The organism is Streptomyces sp. NBC_00341, from assembly GCF_041435055.1.
GTDB lineage: Bacteria > Actinomycetota > Actinomycetes > Streptomycetales > Streptomycetaceae > Streptomyces.
In genome coordinates, this window is sequence record NZ_CP108002.1 from 4,179,123 (window position 1) to 4,200,395 (window position 21,273).

General features: G+C 72.1%; 19 protein-coding genes. 9 read left to right on the forward strand and 10 right to left on the reverse strand.

The genetic code is table 11. The features are described 5' to 3' along the window. Nucleotides 1–117: 117 nt before the first annotated feature. The 6 genes from OG892_RS18825 to OG892_RS18850 form a co-directional block, all read right to left on the reverse strand. Nucleotides 118–321, reverse strand: a complete 204-nt coding sequence (locus OG892_RS18825; RefSeq protein WP_015609674.1) for a cold-shock protein — start codon at nt 319–321, stop codon at nt 118–120. Between the two features lie 371 nt (nt 322–692). Further along, nucleotides 693–3,722: an alpha-mannosidase gene (locus OG892_RS18830; protein WP_371629763.1), complete on the reverse strand. Its 3,030-nt coding sequence runs from the start codon at nt 3,720–3,722 to the stop codon at nt 693–695. A gap of 63 nt (nt 3,723–3,785) precedes the next feature. After that, a complete protein-coding gene (locus OG892_RS18835; RefSeq protein ID WP_371629764.1) occupies nt 3,786–5,039 on the reverse strand; it encodes a glycosyl hydrolase in 1,254 nt (417 codons plus the stop codon). Nucleotides 5,040–5,101: 62 nt separating this feature from the next. Further along, entirely contained in the window at nt 5,102–5,962 is an 861-nt protein-coding gene (locus OG892_RS18840) for a carbohydrate ABC transporter permease (RefSeq protein WP_073733433.1), read from the reverse strand. Next, the gene (locus OG892_RS18845) at nt 5,959–6,909 is read right to left on the reverse strand and encodes a carbohydrate ABC transporter permease (RefSeq protein WP_371629765.1); all 951 of its coding nucleotides are present in this window, start codon (nt 6,907–6,909) and stop codon (nt 5,959–5,961) included. The genes OG892_RS18840 and OG892_RS18845 overlap by 4 nt, the downstream gene beginning before the upstream one ends. 8 nt (nt 6,910–6,917) lie before the next feature. Continuing rightward, on the reverse strand, nt 6,918–8,204 hold the full coding sequence (locus OG892_RS18850) for a sugar ABC transporter substrate-binding protein (RefSeq protein WP_073733431.1): 1,287 nt from the start codon (nt 8,202–8,204) through the stop codon (nt 6,918–6,920). Nucleotides 8,205–8,616: 412 nt separating this feature from the next. Here OG892_RS18850 and OG892_RS18855 point away from each other — a divergent pair, with 412 nt between their 5' ends. Next, nucleotides 8,617–9,636 (forward strand): LacI family DNA-binding transcriptional regulator, encoded by a 1,020-nt coding sequence (locus OG892_RS18855; RefSeq protein ID WP_073733430.1) that lies wholly within the window; start codon nt 8,617–8,619, stop codon nt 9,634–9,636. Nucleotides 9,637–9,761: 125 nt separating this feature from the next. Here OG892_RS18855 and OG892_RS18860 read toward each other — a convergent pair whose 3' ends face one another. Beyond that, entirely contained in the window at nt 9,762–10,088 is a 327-nt protein-coding gene (locus OG892_RS18860; RefSeq protein ID WP_371629766.1) for a MerR family transcriptional regulator, read from the reverse strand. 667 nt (nt 10,089–10,755) lie between these two features. Here OG892_RS18860 and OG892_RS18865 point away from each other — a divergent pair. The 5 genes from OG892_RS18865 (at nt 10,756) to OG892_RS18885 (ending at nt 14,966) form a co-directional block, all read left to right on the forward strand. After that, entirely contained in the window at nt 10,756–11,202 is a 447-nt protein-coding gene (locus tag OG892_RS18865; RefSeq protein ID WP_073733428.1) for a hypothetical protein, read from the forward strand. 4 nt (nt 11,203–11,206) lie between these two features. Beyond that, nucleotides 11,207–11,767 carry a toxin gene (locus OG892_RS18870; RefSeq protein WP_073733427.1) on the forward strand — a complete coding sequence of 187 codons (561 nt, stop codon included), beginning with the start codon at nt 11,207–11,209 and terminating at the stop codon, nt 11,765–11,767. Nucleotides 11,768–11,827: 60 nt separating this feature from the next. Further along, nucleotides 11,828–13,141: an MAB_1171c family putative transporter gene (locus OG892_RS18875; protein ID WP_073733426.1), complete on the forward strand. Its 1,314-nt coding sequence runs from the start codon at nt 11,828–11,830 to the stop codon at nt 13,139–13,141. Further along, nucleotides 13,138–13,764: a hypothetical protein gene (locus OG892_RS18880; protein WP_328866401.1), complete on the forward strand. Its 627-nt coding sequence runs from the start codon at nt 13,138–13,140 to the stop codon at nt 13,762–13,764. Before OG892_RS18875 ends, OG892_RS18880 begins: the two co-directional genes overlap by 4 nt. Nucleotides 13,765–13,883: 119 nt before the next feature. Further along, the gene (locus OG892_RS18885) at nt 13,884–14,966 is read left to right on the forward strand and encodes an NAD-dependent epimerase/dehydratase family protein (RefSeq protein ID WP_371629767.1); all 1,083 of its coding nucleotides are present in this window, start codon (nt 13,884–13,886) and stop codon (nt 14,964–14,966) included. Between the two features lie 64 nt (nt 14,967–15,030). On the opposite strand, the gene OG892_RS18890 is transcribed toward OG892_RS18885, so the two are convergent. Both OG892_RS18890 and OG892_RS18895 read right to left on the reverse strand, forming a co-directional pair. After that, a complete protein-coding gene (locus tag OG892_RS18890; protein ID WP_073733424.1) occupies nt 15,031–16,137 on the reverse strand; it encodes a sensor histidine kinase KdpD in 1,107 nt (368 codons plus the stop codon). After that, the gene (locus OG892_RS18895) at nt 16,134–17,075 is read right to left on the reverse strand and encodes a response regulator transcription factor (protein ID WP_371629768.1); all 942 of its coding nucleotides are present in this window, start codon (nt 17,073–17,075) and stop codon (nt 16,134–16,136) included. The genes OG892_RS18890 and OG892_RS18895 overlap by 4 nt, the downstream gene beginning before the upstream one ends. 114 nt (nt 17,076–17,189) lie before the next feature. On the opposite strand from OG892_RS18895, the gene OG892_RS18900 reads away from it, so the two are divergent. The 3 genes from OG892_RS18900 to OG892_RS18910 are packed head-to-tail and all read left to right on the forward strand — an operon-like array spanning nt 17,190 to nt 19,437. Beyond that, on the forward strand, nt 17,190–17,903 hold the full coding sequence (locus tag OG892_RS18900) for a glycosyltransferase family 2 protein (RefSeq protein WP_371629769.1): 714 nt from the start codon (nt 17,190–17,192) through the stop codon (nt 17,901–17,903). Continuing rightward, nucleotides 17,900–18,595, forward strand: a complete 696-nt coding sequence (locus OG892_RS18905; protein ID WP_371629770.1) for a DUF2064 domain-containing protein — start codon at nt 17,900–17,902, stop codon at nt 18,593–18,595. Before OG892_RS18900 ends, OG892_RS18905 begins: the two co-directional genes overlap by 4 nt. Beyond that, nucleotides 18,592–19,437, forward strand: coding sequence for a class I SAM-dependent methyltransferase (locus OG892_RS18910; RefSeq protein WP_371629771.1), 846 nt, complete (start codon nt 18,592–18,594; stop codon nt 19,435–19,437). Before OG892_RS18905 ends, OG892_RS18910 begins: the two co-directional genes overlap by 4 nt. A gap of 373 nt (nt 19,438–19,810) precedes the next feature. Here the strand turns inward: OG892_RS18910 and OG892_RS18915 are convergent, their stop codons facing one another. Further along, entirely contained in the window at nt 19,811–21,148 is a 1,338-nt protein-coding gene (locus OG892_RS18915; protein ID WP_371629772.1) for a molybdopterin-dependent oxidoreductase, read from the reverse strand. Nucleotides 21,149–21,273 lie beyond the last annotated feature (125 nt).

Here is a 21,273-nt window from a genome sequence, read left to right on the forward strand (position 1 = left end):
GGCACGGCATCGCTCGGGGGTGGACCCGGGAAAGCAACGAGCTGGGGCCCGCACCCCAAGGTGCGGGCCCCAGCTGCGCGAAAGCATCTCAGCGCGTGAGCGCCGGAGCAATCAGGTTCACGCGGGGGTGATGTTCTCCGCCTGCGGGCCCTTCTGGCCCTGCGTGACGTCGAAGTTCACCTTCTGGCCCTCCTGCAGCTCACGGAAGCCGGAGGCGGCGATGTTCGAGTAGTGGGCGAAGACGTCAGCGCCGCCACCATCCTGCTCGATGAAGCCGAAGCCCTTTTCCGCGTTGAACCACTTGACGGTGCCAGTAGCCATGTTTATCTCCTTCTGGGGCAGAGCCCGGGGACTCGCACTGTGCCAGTCCCGCGTCGCCGCGATGATTACCCCATCCGGATAATGAACCGGAAATACAAAAGTGCACCCACTCAGCCCATTTAGCTGAGGAGAGCACTTGGAGTCTTTGGGAACCACAACTGCAACTGAGATCTACAGTAGCACAATGAATGCGAGCGGGCGCGGCAAGTAATTACACTCCATCCGGCGTGTCATAAACCCTCATCGCACATTGCGTAAAATTCTGTGCTTGCCGCTGCAGATATTCGCCGCCGCGCGGGGCAGTGCTTCACGAGTCAACGCTTCACCGCCCGGTGCGGCGGCGGATCTCCGCCGCCGCACCGGGCCGGGACTCAGCCGCGCGCGAACCTCAGCGTGATCAGCTCGAACGGGCGCAGCGACAGTTCGACAGCGCCGTCACGGAGCTCCGGCACCACCGCGTCGGGCAGCGGCCGCTCCAGCAGATCGGTCACCGCGAGGCCCGCGGCGTCGAAGCCGGTGGTGAGGCGGGCCCTGGCCCGGCCGCCCGTCGACTCGTAGAGCCGTACGACCAGGTCACCGCTCTCGTCGTCGGCCAGCTTGACCGCGCTGACCACCACCGCGTCGTTGTCGACGGCCACCAGCGGGGCCACCTCGCGGTCGCCGGCGATCCGGCGCTCCGGCAGGTTGATCCGGAAGCCCTCCCGGACCGCGTCACCGATCGCCGCGCCCGGCGCGAGCGCGTGCCGGAAGCGGTGCACGCCCTGGTCGGTCTCCGGGTCGGGGAAGCGCGGGGCACGCAGCAGCGAGACCCGCACGGTGGTGGTCGTGCCCGCGTCGGCGTCACGGACGGTGCGGGTCACGTCGTGCCCGTACGTCGAGTCGTTGACCAGGGCCACGCCCCAGCCAGGCTCCTCCAGGTGCACGAAGCGGTGGTTGCACGCCTCGAACTTGGCGGCCTCCCAGCTGGTGTTGGTGTGGGTGGCCCGGTAGAAGTGCCCGAACTGCGTCTCGGAGGCGTACCGCTCGGCGTGGATGTCCAGCGGGAACGCCGCCTTGAGGAACTTCTCCGTCTCGTGCCAGTCGACCTCGGTGTCGATGTCGAGCCGCTTGACGCCCGGCGCGAGGGTCAGCAGCTGGGTGACCTTCGAGTCGCCGAAGGTGCGGACGATCCGTACGGAGACGGCGCCGGCCCCCTCGACGGGGGTGAGCTCGTCGAGGTCCGTCAGGTCGGTGACGGTGTTGCGGTAGAACGCGTCGACGTCCCACGCGTCCCACATGTTCGGGAAGTCGGGGTGGATCTGGAGCAGGTTCGCGGACTGCCCCGGGGCCACCGTCTCGCGCCCGGCGGCGATGTCGTACGCCGAGACGACCAGCCCGCGGGCGTCGGTCTCCACCCGGAGCAGGCCGTTGTCCAGGACGAACCCGCCGCCCTCGCGCGGGGCGAGCGTCGCGCCGTCGGCGGACGTGACGGGGGCCGCCGCACCGGCCGGGACGCCGCCCCTGGCGTGCGGGGCGGAGTTGAAGAGGAGGGTCTCCCCCGTGGTGGAGTCACCGGCCAGGGCGCGCTGCGCGGCGTCGACGATGCCGTTCAGCTCCTGGGCGACGGCGGCGTACGTCTTCTCCGCCTCACGGTGCACCCAGGCGATCGACGAGCCGGGCAGGATGTCGTGGAACTGGTGCAGCAGCACCGTCTTCCAGATCCGGTCCAGCTGCTCGTACGGGTAGGCGGCCCCGGTCCGCACCGCGGCGGTGGCGGCCCACAGCTCGGCCTCGCGCAGCAGGTGCTCGCTGCGGCGGTTGCCCTGCTTCGTCTTCGCCTGGCTGGTCAGGGTGGCGCGGTGCAGCTCCAGGTAGAGCTCACCGACCCAGACGGGTGCGTTGGGGTACTCCGCCTCGGCCTTGGTGAAGAAGTCGGTGGGGGTCTCCCACGTCACCGTCGCCGAGCCCTCCAGGCTGCTCAGCCGGGCCGCCTTGGCGATCATCTCGCGGGTGGTGCCGCCGCCCCCGTCGCCCCAGCCGGTCGGCGCGAGGGAGTGCTGGGCGACGCCCTTGTCCTTGAAGTTCTTCGCCGCGTGGGCGATCTCGCTGCCCTTCATCGAGCAGTTGTAGGTGTCGACGGGCGGGAAGTGCGTGAAGATCCGGGTGCCGTCGATGCCCTCCCACTGGAAGGTGTGGTGCGGGAACTTGTTGGTCTGGCTCCAGGAGATCTTCTGGGTGAGGAGCCACTTGGAGCCCGCGGCCTTGATGATCTGCGGCAGCCCGGCGGCGAAGCCGAAGGTGTCGGGCAGCCACGCCTCGTCGTTCTCGATGCCGAACTCGTCGAGGAAGAACCGCTTGCCGTGCACGAACTGGCGGGCCATCGCCTCGGAGCCCGGCATGTTCGTGTCCGACTCGACCCACATGCCGCCGGACGGCACGAACCGCCCGTCCGCCACGGCCTGCTTGACCTTGGCGTAGACCTCGGGGCGGTGCTCCTTGATCCAGGCGAACTGCTGCGCCTGAGACATCGCGAAGACGAAGTCGGGCTCGTCCTCCAGGAGGGCCGTCATGTTGGACGTCGTACGGGCGACCTTGCGCACCGTCTCGCGCAGCGGCCACAGCCAGGCGGAGTCGATGTGCGCGTGGCCGACGGCGCTGATGCGGTGTGCGGAGGGCTGCGCGGGCGTCGCGAGGACCTCCGCGAGCTGCTCGCGGGCGGCGGCCGCGGTGCCGTTGACGTCCTGGAGGTCGACCGTGTCGAGGCAGCGGCCGACGGCGCGCAGGATGTCCCAGCGGCGGGCGCCGTCCACCGGCAGCTCCTGCATCAGCTCGCCCAGCACCTCCAGGTCCTGGACGAGGTTCCACACGTGCTCGTCGAAGACCGCGAGGTCCATCCGGGCCAGCACGTACTGCGGTTCGCTGCCCGCGGTCTCCTTGTCGCCCAGCCGGGTCGGCAGGAAGGGGTGGTAGTCGAGGATGACCGGGTTGGACGCCGCCTCGATGTGCAGCAGCACCTCCTCGCCGCCCTCTGCGGGTGCCCCGACGCGCACCCACTGGTTGCGCGGGTTGAGGCCCTTCACCGGGGTGCCGTCGGGGCGGTAGACGAGGCCCTCGCACTGGAAGCCCGGCATGTTCTCGTCGAAGCCCAGGTCGAGCAGCGCCTCCACGGTCCGGCCCGCCCACGCCTCGGGGACCGTGCCGGAGACCCGGAACCAGCAGGTGCCCCACGGAGCGCCCCACCGGTCACCGACCGCGATCGGCTCCGTGGCACCGGCCAGGCCCTCGGCGACCGGGACCGGCTCGCCCGGCGCGTTCCAGACGGCGACGTCCAGCGGTACGGATTCCGGGTATACGGCCGGCCGGATGCGCTCGTCGAGGACGCGCTTCAGACGGGCTTCGACCAGGGTGCGGTCGTCGTGCATGAGGGTGGCTCCGTTGTGAGTGGGTGCGGGGGGCTACCGGCAGGGTCTACCAGTGGTGCGTGGTCAGCGGACCTCGTCCGGTGTGAGTACCTCGGTGATACCGCGCGCGGCGAGGTGGTCCGCGTCCCCGGCCCTGCTCGCGAGGACGGTGGTGGGGCGGACCCCGTCCGCGGTGAGCCGGGCGAAGGCCTCGAAGACCTCGCCGCCGGGGGCGCAGGTGGAGCGGCGCGGCGCGGTCGTGTCGTCGCCGGCGTCGACGACGAGCGCCGTGGTGCGGGGTGCGGGCCGCCGGGTACGGGCGCGCTGCTCCCGGATGGTCTCCGCGATGGCCCGGCCGGCCGGTTTGACCTGCCGGTCGTTGGTCAGCAGGCCGAGCCCGTATTCGAGTTCGGGGAAGTCGGCCAGCGAGCGGGACACGTCGTGGGAGCACCACCAGGTGACGCCCCAGACGTCCTCGCAGTCCAGCGCGTTCTCGACGGTCGCGGCGGTGAAGGCGGCGGCGTGCTCGGCCGGGATCAGCGGGGCGGGGGCGCCGACCTCCTGGAGCCAGACCGGGCGGTGCGGGTCGAGGGCCCAGGCCTTGGAGAGCTCGATCAGGTAGGCGGCGTGGTGCTCGGTGGCGGTGCCGGTACGGCCGTGGCGCTGGGCGGTGCCGTTGAAGACCCAGGCGTGGACGGCGGTGACGGCCCCGGTCCGGGCGGCGTGCGCGGGGGTGAAGGCGTGGTCGTCCTGGTACCAGGCCGCGTCGTACTCGGCGTGCAGGTGGAGCTTGCCGGGCGCCCCCTCCTCGCAGGCCGCCAGCATCCGGGTCAGCCAGCTGCCGGCCTGCTCGGGGGTGATGCGGTCCGGGTCGGGGTGCGGGTCGCCGGAGAACTGGTTGATCTCGTTGCCGAGGGTCATCCCGATGAAGTGCGGCCGGTCCGCGAGGGCGGCGGCCAGCGTCCGCAGGTACTCGGCCTGGCCGGAGACGACGTCGGGGTCCGTGAAGAGGTTGCGCCGGTGCCAGGTCCGGGTCCAGGCGGGCAGGAAGTCGAAGCTCGACAGGTGGCCCTGGAGCCCGTCCACGCTGACGTCGAGCCCGCGTTCCGCGGCGGCGTCGGCCAGTTGCACGAGCTGCTCGACGGCGCGCGGGCGGATCAGGGTGCGGTTGGGCTGGAAGAGCGGCCAGAGCGGGAAGACCCGGATGTGGTCGAGGCCGAGACCGGCGATCGAGTCCAGGTCGGCCCGTACGGCGTCGAGGTCGAAGTCCAGCCAGTGGTGGAACCAGCCCTGGCTGGGCGTGTAGTTGGCGCCGAAGCGAAGCGGGGAGGAGCTCATACGGAACAGGGTCCTGGTTCTGTGGTGCGGGTGGCGGCGTTCGGTCGGTCGGCGGGCAGCGGTCAGCCCTTGACCGCGCCTTCGCCGACACCCCGGAAGAAGAATCGCTGCAGACCGGCGAAGAGCACGATGAGCGGGAGCACGGCGATGATCGTGCCCGCGGCGACGAGCCGTTCGTCGTTCGCGAAGGTGCCGTGCAGGTAGTTCAGCCCGATGGTCAGGGTGAAGTGGTCCGGGTCGCTGAGGACGATCAGCGGCCACAGGAAGTCGTCCCACGAGCCCATGAAGGCGAAGATCGCGACGACGGCGAGGGTGCCCTTGACCGAGGGGAGCGCGATCCGCAGGAAGCGCTGCCAGACGTTGGCGCCGTCCACGAACGCCGCCTCCTCGATCTCCTGCGGGAGGTTGAGGAAGGCGTTGCGCATCAGCAGGACGTTCATCGCCCCGATGGACCCCGGCAGCAGCACCCCGAGCAGGGTGTTGTTCAGCCCGAGATCACGCATCGTGGTGAACTGGGCGATGATGATGCCCTCCACGGGCACCAGCATGGCGAGGATGAACGCCAGCGTCGCGGCCCGCCGCCCCCGGTAGCGCAGCCGGGCCAGCGCGTAGCCCGCCAGGGCCGCGCCCACGCAGTTGGTGACCACGTTGGCGGCGGCGACCTTGAGCGAGTTGAAGGCGTAGTCCCACACCGGGATGGTGTCGGCGACCCTGCTGTAGTTGTCCAGGGTCGGATGGCTGGGGAGGAACTTCGGCGGCGAGCTGAAGATGTCCTCGCCCGGCCCCTTCAGGGACGTCGAGAGCTGCCACAGGAACGGCCCCACGGTCAGTACCAGTACGGCGAGCAGCAGCACGTAGCGCAGGACGAGCTGCCAGGGCGCGATGCGGCGCCCTTCGGCGTCGGTGGTCTTCAGGATGCTCACGCGTCCTCCTTGCGGTCGGCGCGCAGCACCAGGAGCATCAGGCCGACGGTGACGACGAAGATGACGACGGAGATCGCGGAGGCGTATCCGACCCGCCCGGTCAGCCCGGTGCCGACCCGCTGGACGAGCATCACCAGGGTGGTGTCCTCGCCCGCCGGTCCGCCCGAGGGGCCGGCCATCAGGTAGACCTCGGAGAACACCTTGAAGGCGGAGACCGAGGACAGCGCCGCGACCAGCACCATGGTGGAGCGGATGGCGGGGACGGTGACGGTGAAGAAGCGGCGCACCACCCCGGCGCCGTCCACGGAGGCCGCCTCGTGCAGCTCGCGCGGGACGTTCGCCAGCGCGGCCAGGTAAATGATCATGTAGTAGCCCAGGCCCTTCCAGACCGTGACCGCCATCGCGCTGCCCAGCAGCAGCCACTGGTCGCTGAGGAAGCCGACCTTGCCGATGCCCACGGCCTCCAGGAGCGAGTTGATCAGCCCCCGGTCGTCGAGCATCCACACCCAGATCAGGCCGACGACGACGATGGACGCGACGACCGGGGTGTAGAAGGCGGAGCGGAAGAAGGTGATGCCGGGGATGTGCCGCTGGACGAGCATCGCCAGCAGCAGCGGCAGGATGACGAGTGCCGGGACGACGACCAGTACGTACAGCGCGCTGTTGCGCAGCCCGGTCCAGAACATCTCGTCGTGCAGCAGTTCGCGGAAGTTCGCCAGGCCGACGAACTTCCCCGGGACCAGGGTCCGCCGGTCGGTGAAGGCGTTGACCAGCGTGCTGAAGAACGGATAGAGGCTGAACGCGCCGACCACGATCAGCCCGGGGGCCGCGAACAGCCAGGGGCTGAGGGGCAGATGGCGGCTGATCCGGCGGGCCGGTCCGGGGGCGGGCGCGGACGCCGGTGCGGGGGCGGAGGTGAGGGCGGGGGCAGGGGCGGGGGTAGTCACGAGGGGGCTCAGCTCTGCTGCAGCAGCCGGTCACAGGCCTTGACAGCGTTATCAAGGGCTTCCTTGGGGCTCTGCTTTCCCTGCAGCGCCTTGGCGATCTGGTTGCGCAGCTCGGTCTTCATCTGCTCGCTGAACAGCACCGGGGTGTAATTGACCGCCGTCTTGAGGGACTTGGCGGCGGCGACCCGGACGCGGGTCTCGTCGGTGCCGTCCTCCTTGGTGAAGTACGGGTCGTCCAGCGATCCGGCGGTGCTGGGGAAGATGGCGACCTGCTTGGCGAACTCCATCTGCCGGGTCGCGTCGGTCATGTAGTGCGCGAAGGCCACGGCGGCGGGCTGCCGCTTGGTCTGGGCGTTCACCATGATGCCCATGACGTACATGTTGGCCTTGCCGGTGTTGCTGACCTGGTCGGTGATGCCGATGTTCTTGTAGAGGCTGGGCGCCTGCTTCTTGAAGTTGTCCAGGTCCAGCGCGCTGCCGGGGTTCATTGCCACGGACTCGGTGAGGAACTTGTGGCCGGACGACTCGGGCGTCGCGGTCAGCGCCTGCGCGTCGAGCCCCTTGACGTCGTACAACTCCTTGTAGCGGGTGAGGAGTTCGATGCCCTTGGCGTCGTTGAAGGCGAAGCCGGTGCCTTCCTTGTTCATCAGCTGTCCGCCGTAGCGGCCGAAGTCCTCGATGGTGGGCACGTTCGCGAGTGCGGCGACCTTGCCCTTGCTCTTCTCGGCCAGCTTCCGCCCGTCGGAGAACACCTCGTCGTAGGTGGCCGGCGGCTTCTGCGGGTCGAGTCCGGCGTCCTTGAGGAGGCGCTTGTTGTAGAACATCGGCCCGGTGTTGAGGTACCAGGGGAAGGCGAACGTCCCTTCCGTGCCCGGTATCTGATGGCTCTGCCAGGCGCCCGGCAGGTACTCCTCGCGGTACTTGGCGGCCGCCTTGTCGAGGTCGAGCGCGATGCCCGCCTTGGCCAGCGGGGCCACCAGATCGGGCGACACGTTGACGACGTCCGGCAGGGTGCCGCCGGCCGCGTCCGCGCTGATCTTGTCCGCGTAGCCCTCGCCCGGCCGGTCGACCCACTTCACGTCCGTGCCCGGGTACTTCTTCTCGAAGTCCGCGATCACGCCGTTGAAGTAGTCCTTGAAGTTCGCCTGGAGGTTCCAGGTCTGGAAGGTGATCTTCCCTTCGACCTTGCCGGAGGCGTCGGACGAGCCCGAACCCGATCCGCCGCCACAGGCGCTCAGCGGCAGGACAGTGGCGAGGACGGCGGCAGTGGCGACTGCTCTGCGAGAGATGCGCACGGTGAACGGCTCCTTTGCTCGGACCAGGCGTGCGGACGGCGGACCGGAGGTCACCGACCGGCCGGATGCGTTCGCCCAGCAGACCCTGCAATGCGCGTGACGGAAAGTCAATACATTCTCTGCAATTAGCTCGCGTCTTTCGGCATACCAGCAGGTCAGCGCGGTGTGGCAGCGCATTGAAGATCAATGACTAATGCGCTTTAGGTGGTCACAGCTCAAGCGCATTAGTTGTCTGAGCTCTTCCCTCTCGCCCCATCGCCGCGAAGGCTCTACGATGCCCTCCGGGGGAGAGCGAACCCGACGACCCATGGCAGCCACGGGGAACGCAGGAGAGAGGCACTCGGTGACACCGAAGCGGCCGCCGGCCGGGGACACCTCGCCGGCCAGACGGACGCCCGCGCGACGGCCGACCATGAAGGACATCGCCCAGCGGGCCGGGGTGTCGGAGAGCGCGGTGTCCTTCGCGCTCAACGACCGCCCGGGGGTCTCGGCCGTCACCCGGGACCGGATCCGGCGCGTGGCCGAGCAGTTGGGCTGGCACCCGAGCACCGCCGCCCGCGCGCTGTCCGGCGAGGGCTCGGCCACCGTGGGTCTCGTGGTGGCCCGTCCGGCGGCGAACCTGGGCGTGGACTCCTTCTTCCTCCAGCTGATCTCCGGCATCCAGGAGGTCCTGGCGGAGCGCCGGCTCGGGCTGCTCTTCCAGGTGGTGGAGGACGTGGCGGCCGAGTGCGCGGTCTACCGGCGCTGGTGGGCGGAGCGGCGGGTGGACGGAGTGCTCGTCGTGGACCCGCGCACCGACGACCCCCGCGTCGGCCTGCTGGACGAACTGGGCCTGCCCGGCGTCGTCATCGGCGCCCTCCCCGGCAGCGACACCGGCCCCCACCCGGGCCTCTCGCAGATCCGCGCCGACGACGCGGGAGCGATGGCCGCAGTGGTCGGGCGGCTGCACGAGCTGGGCCACCGGCGCATCGTGCACATCGCCGGACTGCCCTCACTCGCGCACACCGACCGGCGCATCCGGTCCCTGCGCATCGAGGCCGACCGGCGCGGACTGACCGAGGCCCACTCGGTGACCACGGACTACTCGGACACCGAGGGCGCGGCGGTGACCCGCCGGGTGCTGGAGCACGGCACCCCGCCGACCGCGATCGTCTACGACAACGACGTGATGGCCGCGGCCGGGGTGGCGGTCACGGCGGGCCTGGGCTTCCGGGTTCCGGCCGATGTGTCCGTGGTGTCGTGGGAGGACTCCGCGCTGTGCCGGCTGACGGCACCGTGGCTGACCGCGCTGTCCAGGGACACGGTCGCGTTCGGCCGGCTCGCGGCGCGGGAGCTGACCGCGCTGCTCGACGGCGGCACGGCGCACACCATCCAGGTGCCGCTGCCCCGGCTCATCGAACGGGGCAGCACGGCAGCGGTGAACGGCGGCTGAGGGGAGAGGCGCTCGGCCGGGGCCACTCGCGGCCGAGGGGAGAGGCGCTCGGCCGGGGTCCGCTCGCGGCCGAGGGGAGAGGCGCTCGGCCGGGGTCCGCTCGCGGCCGAGGGGAGAGGTGGCGCTCAGGAGGGAGTCGGCCTGCGCAGTTCCTCGTTGCGCCGGAGCGCCTCTTCGAGCTGGTCCTCCAGGATCACGATGCGGCAGGCGGCCTCGACCGGCGCGCCCCCGTCGACGAGCTCCCGGGCGCGGGCGGCGATGCGGAGCTGGTAGCGGGAGTAGCGGCGGTGGCCGCCCTCGGAGCGCAGGGGGGTGATCAGTCTGGCCTCACCGATCGCGCGGAGGAATCCGGGGGTGGCGCCGATCATCTCCGCGGCACGGCCCATGGTGTAGGCGGGGTAGTCGTCGTCATCGAGACGGTCGGAGGGATGCGCAGGGGTTTCGGGGGGCATGGGCACCTGCCGCGTGTCGCCGACTTCGTTGACCGGAAGGGAAACTCTCGTTGTACGAGCCATCGTCTCTATCATAGCCACGACAGATTTCCCTGGCCGGACGGGGGAAGTTATCTGAGCGGGCCGCCCCGGGGCGGCCTCCGCGGGGCCCGGCCGCCGGGTCCGTCAAGAACACTGACCGGCGGGTCAGTTGATGACTGCCTGCCGTCGGGCCATAATGCACGTGTAGCCCTTCACGCATCCCCCGTCGTGAAGGGCTACACCCCTGTGCGCGACCGGGTGCGCGAGGCCGCGGGGCCCGGGTCCGCGAGACCCTGCGTGTCCCACCCGTCACGGAGGGCACCGGTCGTCACGGAAGGCACCGGCCGCCACCGAGAGCACCGGCCCCACCGCACGCGCCATCACCGAATTTCACGGGCAAGGGGCTCCCCTCGTGGTCCCCTGCCCGTGTTTTTTCGAGTTAACAGTGACGTAGAGTATTTGCGCAACCCTGCTCCTGTACCTCGGCACGGGATGTGCCACTACGTCCCCGTTCGGAATGCGCTCACGGCTCCCCGCACTGGGGACGGCGGACCGGAGTTGGTTACAGTACGAGCCCGTTGACCGAATCGGACACCGCGCGGCGCCGGACAGGAACCGGGCGGGGCCCGGACACGTGGGGGGCCGGATGGACAGCGGAGAAGAACGCGCGCCGGAGCTGCGGACGTTGCGGCAGAAGGTCGAGTACATGGTCGAGAAGACCTTCCCCGGCCGGAAGATCTCGGGACGGGTCTTCGCGGACCTGGTCAGGGAACGCGGCGGATCGCTCTCGCACAGCTACTTCTCCAACATCCTGGCCGGCAAGGTCACCCAGCCCTCGGAGGACATCCTCAAGGCCCTCGGCCTGGGCTTCGGCGTGGACTGGCGCTTCTTCAAGGAGGAGTCCGAGGTCGTCGACGACGTCGTGGACGGCCTCCAGTTCCTGGCCAAGCGGCGCACCGGGGACATCAGCGGGGTGGCCGGCCGGGGCCTGGACGAGGACGGGCTGCCCCCGGAGCTGCTGCAGTTCGCGCTGTCCCTGCTGGAGGACGCGAAGAACCGGCAGCGCCCGGCCGACGGCGGACCCCGGAGCTAGGGCCATGTCCCTGCGCGAACTGCGGAAAGAGTGCGAGGCCGGGCTCGCCGGGCTTCCGCTGCCCGCCCCCTTCACGATCGAGGGGCTGGTCGCGAACATGGAGGCGGCCGGCGGCCGCAGCATCGTGCTGCACGAGATGCCCGACCGGCTGGCGCGCGTCAACGGCGTCTGCGGGCTGCGGCTCAAGGCCGGCGGGACCAGCTTCGTGCTCTACCGGCGGCGCCCCACCGCCTACCAGACCCAGCACGTCATCCTGCACGAGCTGTGCCACGAGTGGTTCGACCACGGCACCTCGCTGGACGCCGAGCAGCTCCAGCGGCTGCTGCCCGTCTTCGACACCTCGCTGATCTCCCGGGTCGTCGGCGCCGACGCGCTCCGGTCCCCGGACGCCGTACAGGCCCGCGCGGCGTACGACACCCACGACGAACGCATGGCCGAATTCGGTGCCTCGCTCATCCCCCGACTGGCCAGGGACGTGACGAGCGATGACATGGTGGGTCGGCTCGCCGACTCGCTCTCCCTCCCGGTCGCCCACCGCCGCCGCGGCCTGTTCCGCCGCTCGTAGCACCGGACCGGCCTCCGTACCGCCGCCGAACCCATTCCCCCCACCCCGAGGACTTCCGCCGTGACCCCGCTCGACCTCGCCGGCTACCTGATAGCCGGCCTGATGACAGCCGTCGCCCTGTGGCGCATGCCGGCCGCCCTGCGGGGCGACGAGGCGGACAGACGCCGCCGGGCCCTGTGGGGCTGCTACGCCGGATTCGCCGCCGCCCTGTGGACCAAGACCCGGGTCGTGCGCATCGGGCTCAACGACAGCTCCGTCACCGACCTCTCCGTGCTGATCAAGCACTACACGGCGACCATCGCGATCCTGGCCATCCTCAGCTACATCGTCGCCATCTACGGGCAGTACGCCGACGACGGGGACATCCCCCGGCACGTACGGTTCGCCCGGCTGATCCAGCAGGTCGCCGCCAAGGCGTCCGTCGCCACGCTGGTGCTGCTGACGGTGCTCTTCTTCACCGTCGTCGACCGTTCCGTCCCCTCGGACCGGTTCGTCGCCGACCACGCCGGGCAGTGGGGCGCGACGCTCTACATGAGCGTGTTCTACCTCTACCTCGGCGCCGCCTCCGCCGTCTGCGCCTACCAGTGGGCGCTCGCCACCGCGAGCGCCCAACTGCGGCTGCTGCGGATCGGCCTCGGCATGATGACGTTCGCGATGTTCATCGGCGTCGGCTACACCGTCAGCCGGACGCTGTTCCTCTGGGTGAGCGTGATCGACGAGCCGAGCGAGTCCTTCGCGCTGCGCTTCGACGAGATCACCGAGGCCTCGCAGCTGGTGCTGTTCGCGTTCTTCGCGGTGGGCGCCTCCGTCCCCGCCCTGGGCAACGTCCGCCGCCGCGCGAAGCTCTGGCGCGCCCAGGTGCGGCTGCACGCGCTCTGGTACGAGCTGATGACGGCCTTCCCCGACCAGCCCTTCGACCCCCCGGCGTCCCTGGTCCGCGAGCTGACCCGGTTCGGCACCCCGGCGGACCTGCGGATCGACCGCTGGGCGGCGGACATCGCCGACGCGGTGGAGAAGCTGCGCCACTACGCCCCCGGCACCCTGCTCGATGCCGCCCGGGAGGCCGCGGGCGAGGCCGCCGCGGCCACCACCGCCGGACCGGAGCGGACGGGCCCGCTCACCGAGGCGTACTGGATCAAAGCGGCCCTCGCGGCCCACGGCGCCGGCGCGGCCCCCGGGGACGCGGCGGCCGTCGGCAACCGGCACGCGACCGACCAGGACGGCGAGGTCGACTGGCTGGTCCGGGTCGCCGCCGCGTACCGCACGGTCACGACGGAACAGGCCCGGCAGGTACTGGAGTCCACCGGATCGGCGGAGTCCACCGGGTCAGCGGAGCCGTCCGGAACAGCAGCAGCCAAGGAGCAGACAGCATGAGCACCGCCGACACCGACAGCCCGTCGGGCGCCGCCGACAGCCCGGAGACCGCCCGTACGGCCTCCACCGCCCGTACGGTCACCGATGTCTTCCAGCCACGTAATCTCCTGCTCGCCGGGATGCTCGCGACCGGGTTCGCGGCGGCGGGCGAGTGGACGGGACTGCTGTGGGGGCTGCTCGGCGCGCTGTGCGCCGGGATCATCCCGGCCGGCTACATCGAGTGGGAGCGCGGACGCGGCACCTGGGGCGACCGCCATGTCGTCGACCGCACCAAGCGGGCCCCGATCTTCTTCGTCATCCTCGGCTCCATCGGCGTCGGTTCGGCGGTCATGGTGCTCGGCGACGCCCCCTCCGGCATCCTGACGGCGATGCTCGGGCTCTGGGCGATGACGGTCGTCCTGCTGGCCGTCAACACGGTCTGGAAGATCTCGGTGGACGCCTCGGTCGCCTCTGCCGTCGTCGCCCTGCTCGCCGTGGTCCACTCGCCGTGGTGGCTGTTCGGGTACCTGATGACGGCCGCCGTGTGCTGGTCGCGGGTCGCGCTCGGGTACCACACGGTCGGCCAGGTGACCGCCGGAACGGCGCTCGGCGCGGCCACGGCGTGCGCGTTCCTCTTCGGCTGAGCCGAGCACCCGCCGGGTGACCGGAAGCCGTCCCGCCGAACGGGTCCGGTTCTTACGGCCCTGTGACGTGCCGACCGCGAAACCGCGCCCGGGGGCCGCGGCGCCCTAGCGTGGCCGTCATGCGCGTACTGGTCACCGGCGGAGCCGGGTTCATCGGGTCGGAGATCGTCCGGACCCTCACTTCGGCCGGGCACGAGGCGGTGGTGCTCGACGCCCTGCTCCCCTCGGCACACGGCTCGGCACACGGCTCGGCGGCGGATCTGCCGGACGGCGGCGGGATCATCGTGGCGGACGTGCGCGACCGCGAGGCCGTGGACCGCGCGCTGCGCGGCATCGACGCGGTGTGCCACCAGGCGGCGATGGTCGGCCTGGGCAAGGACTTCGCGGACGCCCCGCTGTACGTCGGCTGCAACGACCTCGGCACCGCGGTACTGCTCGCCGCCGCGGCCGCCGCCGGGGTGCGCGACCTGGTGCTCGCCGGATCGATGGTCGTCTACGGCGAGGGCCGCTACGAGTGCCCGCGCCACGGACCGGTGCGGCCGGGACCGAGGGCGGAGGCCGATCTCGCCGCGGGCCGGTTCGAGCCGCTCTGCCCCTCCTGCGGTACGGAACTGACCCCGGGTCTCGTCGGCGAGGACGCGCCCGTGGACCCGCGCAACGTGTACGCGACGACCAAGCTCGCCCAGGAACACCTCGCCTCCTCCTGGGCGCGCGCCACGGGCGGCCGGGCGGTGTCGCTGCGCTACCACAACGTGTACGGGCCGGGGATGCCGCGCGACACCCCGTACGCCGGGGTCGCCTCGTTCTTCCGCTCGTCGCTGGCCCGGGGCGAGTCGCCGCAGGTCTTCGAGGACGGCGCCCAGCGGCGGGACTTCGTCCACGTACGGGACGTGGCGGCCGCCAACGCGGTGGCCCTGGAGGCCGTCGCCGGGCTGCGGGCGGGCAGCTTCGCCGCGTACAACACCGGCAGCGGGGAGCCGCACACCATCGGCGAGATGGCCTCGGCCCTGGCCGCCGCCCACGGCGGTCCGGCCCCGCAGATCACCGGTGAGTACCGGCTCGGGGACGTACGCCATGTCACCGCCGACTCCCGGCGGCTGCGCGAGGAGCTGGGCTGGAGGCCCACGATGGGCTTCGCGGAGGGGATGGCGGAGTTCGCGGCGGCCCCGCAGCGGGACATGGCCGCGAGCCCGGCCCGCTGACCGGGCCCACCGCACCGGCACGCTCACACCACCGGTGCGCCGGCTCGCCCCCGCACGCTCACGCTCACGCCACCGGCAGGGTGACCTCGAAGCAGCAGCCGCCGGTGACGTTGCGGACCTCGGCCCGGCCGGCGTGCGCCTCGACGATGCCGCGCACGATGGCGAGCCCGAGGCCCGCGCCTGCCGGAGGCGTACGGGCGTGGCTGCCGCGCCATCCGGTGTCGAAGACCCTGGCCAGGTCCTCCTCCGGGATGCCGCCGCAGCCGTCGGTCACCGACAGGACCACGCCGCCGCCCGTGCGTTGGGCGGCGATCGCGACGGTGCCGTCGGCGGGGGTGCGGCGGATCGCGTTGATCAGGAGGTTGCCCAGGACCCGGCTCATCTCCTTGCCGTCGACCTCCACCGGCACCGCCTCGATCCGGTCCCCGACCAGCCGTACGCCGTGCTCGCGGGCCAGCGGGTGCGCACCGGCGAGCGCGTCGCCCACCAGGTCGTACACCGAGATCCGGGTGGGGCTGAGGGTGAGCGAACCGGCGTGGATGCGGGAGAGTTCGAAGAGGTCACCGACCATGTCGTTCATGCGTTCCACCTCGGTCCGTATCTGCCGCAGATAGCGCCGCGAATCGACGGCCATGCCGTCCTCCAGCGCCTCCGACATGGCCCGCAGCCCGGCCAGCGGGGTGCGCAGATCGTGCGAGATCCAGGCGACGAGCTCACGCCGCGAGGTCTCCAGGGCGCGTTCGCGCTCCCGTGAGCTGTCGAGCTTGGCGCTGGTGGCGGCCAGTTCCCGGGTGAGGGCGGCGAGTTCGGCGGTGGCCGGCGCCTCGGGGGCCGCGAAGGTGCCGCCGTCCCCGAAGGACCGGGCGGCGAGGGTCAGATCGCGGCTCCGCGCGGCCACCCAGCGGCCGAGCAGGATCGCGGTGGCGAGCGAGACGACGGCGGCCATCGCGACGACGGTCGTGACCACGGACAGGTCGTGCGGCGACAGGAACATCGCCCAGGCGACGGCCAGCGTCCCGGCGAGCATCGCGGTCACGGCGACCGCGGCGACCACGGTCAGCGAGACGACGAGAGAGCGGTGCCGGAAGAGCCGCAGGACGAGTGCGCCGAGCAGTCCGGCCGCGGCGGCGCCCAGGAACGCGAACAGCGCGATGAGGAGTATGTCGGTCATGCCGGCTCCCCCGGACCGGCGAGGGCGTCCCCCGGACCGGCGAGGGCATCCCCCGGACCCGCAAGTACGTCCCCCGGACCGGCGAGGGCGTCCCCAGGCGGCAGGTCCAGCCGGTAGCCCACCCCCCAGACGGTACGGATCAGCTCCGGGCGGGCCGGGTCCGTCTCGACCTTGCCGCGCAGCCGGCGCACATGGACCGTCACCGTCGACAGGTCACCGAAGTCCCAGCCCCACACCTCGCTCATCAGCTCCTCCCGGGTGAAGACCCGGCCCGGGTGGCGCAGCAGGAAGGCGAGCAGGTCGAACTCGCGCAGGGTGAGGGCCAGCACCGTGCCCTCCCGGGTGGCGCTCCTGGCCGCCGGGTCGAGGACCAGGCCCGCGCCTTCGAGCAGGGCCGAACGCCCGGCGGGTATCGGGGCCGCATGGGCGCGGCGCAGCACGGAGTCGACGCGCAGGACGAGTTCGCGGGGGCTGAACGGCTTGGTGACGTAGTCGTCCGCCCCGGTCTCCAGGCCGAGGATCCGGTCGTCCTCGTCGCCGCGCGCGGTCAGCATGATGACGGGCACCCGCCCGTGCGCCCGCATCCGGCGGCAGACCTCGAAGCCGTCCATGCCGGGCAGCATCAGGTCCAGCACCACCAGGTCGGGGCGGCGGCGGGCGAAGCACTCCAGCGCCGCCGGACCGTCCGCCGCACGGGCCACCTCGTAACCGGCACCGGCCAGGTATCCGGCGACGACCTCGGAGACGGTCGGATCGTCGTCCACGACGAGGACATGGCCGGGGGCGGGGGCGGGGTCGGGGACGGGGACGGGACCGTCATGGGGGCCGGGGACGGGGGCGGGACCAGGCGCGGAGGCGGACGCGGACGCGGGGCCCGGGGCCTCGCTCGCGGCTCCCCGGCCCTCGGACGCCGGACGGGCCGACGGGGCGGGCTGCATGACTCCACCCTGGCACCCGCCCGCCGCGTGCCGGACGCGCGGACACCGCCACACGGTCGATGTCCACGTTTCGTAAGAATCCGTGGCCCGAATTGTCGGTTTCCTCTCCGTAGGGTGAGCCGGGTGACCGACTCCTCCGATAACTCCGCCCCCCGCGCCGACATCGTGCTGCCCTGTCTGGACGAGGCCGCCGCCCTGCCCGCGGTACTCGGTGCGATCCCGCGCGGCTGGCGCGCGATCGTCGTCGACAACGGCTCCACCGACGGCTCGGCCGAACTGGCCCGGTCGCTCGGCGCGACGGTGGTGCACGAACCGCGCCGCGGCTTCGGCTCCGCCTGCCACGCCGGGCTGCTCGCCGCCGAGGCGGAGTACGTCTGCTTCTGCGACTGCGACGGCTCGCTGGACCCGGGGCTGCTCCCCGGCTTCGTCCGCCGGATCGCGGACGGCGAGAGCGATCTGCTGCTCGGCCGCCGCCGCCCGGACCGGCTCGGCGCCTGGCCGCTGCACGCCCGCGCGGGAAACCTGGCGCTGTCCCGGCTGCTGCGCAGACGTACCGGGCTCCGGCTGCACGACCTGGGTCCGATGCGGGCGGCACGCCGGACGGACCTGCTGGCGCTCGGCCTCACCGACCGGCGCAGCGGGTACCCGTTGCAGATGGTGGTGCGGGCGGCGGACGCGGGGCTCCGGGTCGCGGAGACGGATGTCCCGTACCTCTCGCGCACCGGGAAATCGAAGGTCACCGGCACCTGGCGGGGCACCTGGCACGCGGTGCGCGACATGCGCGCCGTACTGGGCGAGGCCCCGGTCCCGGTGGGGGTGTCCCGATGACCCCGGCCGCGTGTACCGGCGCGGGGACGGAAGCCGGGAGCGGCACCGTAACCGCCGGTGCGGTGACCCTGCTGGTCATCGCCAAGGAGCCGCTGCCCGGTCGGGTCAAGACCCGGCTCACACCGCCCTTCACCCCGCAGGAGGCCGCCCGGCTGGCCGAGGCCTCGCTCGCGGACACCCTGCACACCGTCCTCGCGCTGCCCGCGGCGCGGCGGGTGCTCGTGCTGGACGGGGAGCCCGGACCCTGGCTGCCTCCGGGCATCGAGGTGGTGAGCCAGTGCGCGGGCGGTCTCGACGCCCGGCTCGCCGCCGCGTTCGCGGGCCGCACCGGGCCCACCCTCCTCATCGGCATGGACACCCCGCAGATCACCGCCGCCGATCTGGCGCCCGCGCTCTCCCCCGGTTCCTGGGACGGCTGCGACGCCTGGTTCGGCCCGGCGGAGGACGGCGGCTTCTGGGCGCTGGGGCTGGCGGAGCCGGACCCGGAGCTGCTGCGCGGGGTGCCGATGTCCGTGCCGGAGACCGGCGCGGTGCAGCGCCGCCGGCTGGTCGACGCCGGATTGACGGTGCGCGATCTGCCCCGGCTGCGGGACGTGGACACGGCGGCCGACGCGGTGGACGTCGCCAAAAGGGCTCCGCACGGCCGGTTCGCCGCCGCACTCGCCGCACTGAGCGGGGCGGGTGCCCGATGAGCCAGACGGTTCCCCAGCACGAGACAGCCCCCCGCCACGAGACGGTCCCCCAGCACGAGAAGGTCCGTCCGCCGCGCCCTGACGCCACCTCCTGGAGCACCGACCCGTACGCCAACGCCCTGCGCAACGGCCACGGTCCGCTCTTCCTGCGCCGTACGGACGGCTGGCTGCTGCCGCTGGACGTGGAGCGCTGGTGCGCGGGCGCGGACGCCGCGGACCTGTCGGCCCTGCACCGCTGCGAGGGGCCCGTCCTGGACATCGGGTGCGGGCCCGGCCGGCTGGTCGCGGCGCTCGCGGCGCGCGGCCACCGCGCCCTCGGCATCGACGTGAGCGAGGCGGCGGTGGCCCGTACCCTGCGGCTCGGCGGCTCCGCGCTCCACCGCTCGGTCTTCGAGCCGCTGCCGGGCGAGGGCCGCTGGGGCACCGTCCTGCTCGTCGACGGCAACATCGGCATCGGCGGCGATCCGCGCAGGCTCCTGCACCGGACGGCGGCCGTGCTGGCACCGGGCGGGCTGCTCATCGCGGAGACCGCGCCGCAGGACATCGACGAGCGGGTCAGGGTCCAGCTGGACGACGGACGCGCCGCCCGGGACCGCTCCGCGCCCGCCGCGCCCTTCCCGTGGGCCCGGCTCGGCACACCGGCACTGCTGCGGTACGCCGGGCTCCTCGGCTGGCACACGGCCGATCAGTGGGAGGCGGACGACCGCACCTTCGTCGCGCTGCGCCGCAGCCGGAACGTCCTGACGACCAGCCACAGCGCCGACAGCACGCAGAGCGCGGCCGTGATCAGCAGCCAGTTCCCCAGGAACACATCGGGGGAGAGCCCGGTCGCCGGCTCGTAGCGCCTCGTGTGCCGGGTGATCAGCGGCCACCACATCAGCAGGAGCAGGCCGGACAGGAGGACCGGCACCCGGACGAAGTTGACCAGGCCGGGGCGCGGACCGAGCGCGCGCAGCAGCAGCCGGTCCGCCGCCGCGTACAGCGGGACCAGCACCAGATCGTGCACGAGGGCCGCGCCGGCGAACCAGACGACGACGCCGAACGCGTCCCCGGCCAGCAGCCGCACCCCCGCGTACCCCGCCAGCGCGAAGGAGGCGGCCGTCAGAAGCAGGTGCAGCGGGCCCTCCCCGTACCAACGCCGCACATGGCCACGGGGGTTCAGCACGTTCGCAGCTCCTCTCGCAGCTCCTCTCGCAGCTCTGCTCACAGCTCTCCTCACAGCTCTCCGAAGGTCAGCCGGGACACCCATTTGGTGTTGAGTACGCCGGGCGCGGCCGGGACGATGATCCGGGCCGGATATCCGTGGTCGGGCGACAGGTCCTCGCCGTTGACCTGGAGGGCCAGCAGCGAGCGGGGGTCGCGCACCTGGTTGCCGCGGAGCGCCGCCCGGCGGAACGCCCCGCTGCGCTGCACGGATTCCACCAGCACCCCCGGCGGGTCGCGCGGGTATCCGGCGAGCTCCGCGAGGTCCCTCAGCCGCACGCCCCGCCACCGCTGGTCCGAGGTGGACCAGCCCTCCACGCAGGCGATCGGGAGCGCCGCGCCGTACTGGTCCATGGCCAGCAGCTGTTCCCGGGTGAACCGGAGGTCACCGGCCGGACCGCTGACGGTCAGCCACCAGCCCTCCCCCGTCTCGGCCGAGGTGATCCCGACAGCGGCGGCGGTCTTGTTGATCTGGAAGCCGCCGGGGCCCGGACCGGGTTCGGCGGCGCCGTGCGGGGTGAGCAGCGCGAGGCGCCGCAGCGGCCCGTCGAAGCTCCGCCCCGCCGAGGTGATCAGCAGGACCAGCGAACCGGCGCCCACCATCGCCAGCGCCCCGCGCCGGGACAGCGTCGGCGCGGCCGGAGCCGGGGAGGCGAGCGCGTCCCCCGGTACGTTCCCGCTGAGCGCGCCCGATCTCAGCACCCGTACGACCTGCGGCGCCCGCAGTCCGGCATGGGCCAGGAACGCGGCGAAGAACACCCACGCCCCGTAGAAGTGCAGCGGGTAGAACGAGCCGGGGAACAGGTACTCCAGCTGGATGTTGAGCAGTCCGGTGACGAACTCGAACAGCGCCCCGCCCACCAGGAGCAGCAGCGAGAGCCGCTCCAGCGCGTGCCCCAGCGAGCGGGCAGGCGGCAGCGCGAAGAGCTTCGGGACGACCGACCACAGCTTGGCCAGCAGCACCGGGACGAGCACGATGCCGACCGTGACGTGGAGCCCCTGCGTCAGCCGGTACAGCCAGTGCGGATCGGTCGGCCAGTCGAACAGGTAGAAGCCGAGCAGCCCCTTGTCCGGGGTCTTGTCGTTGACCGGGTTCAGGTCCGGGTTGTACGCGGCGTACGACAGCAGCCCGGTCACGAACAGCAGCGTGATCCCCACGAGCAGCACCAGCCCGAGCACCGCGGTGAACCGGACCCCGCGCACCGGACTGCGCCAGAACCCGGGAGCGGAGGGAGTCCGTTCGAGGAGTCGGGAGGCGCGGCCGGAAGCGCGGCCGGACAGCGGTGCGGAAAGGGATTCGGGAAGGGATTCGGGAAGTCTGAAGCGTCGGAACCGACGTCGGTCGCCCATGGCCTCGACGCTATGCCCGGGGTGCCGGGGCCGGGCCCGTCCGACTCCTGACGAAACGCTGACATCGTCCGGCCGCCGCCCACGGCGGGGTCCGGCCAGGTCCGGCGGGGTCCGGCCGGGTGCGG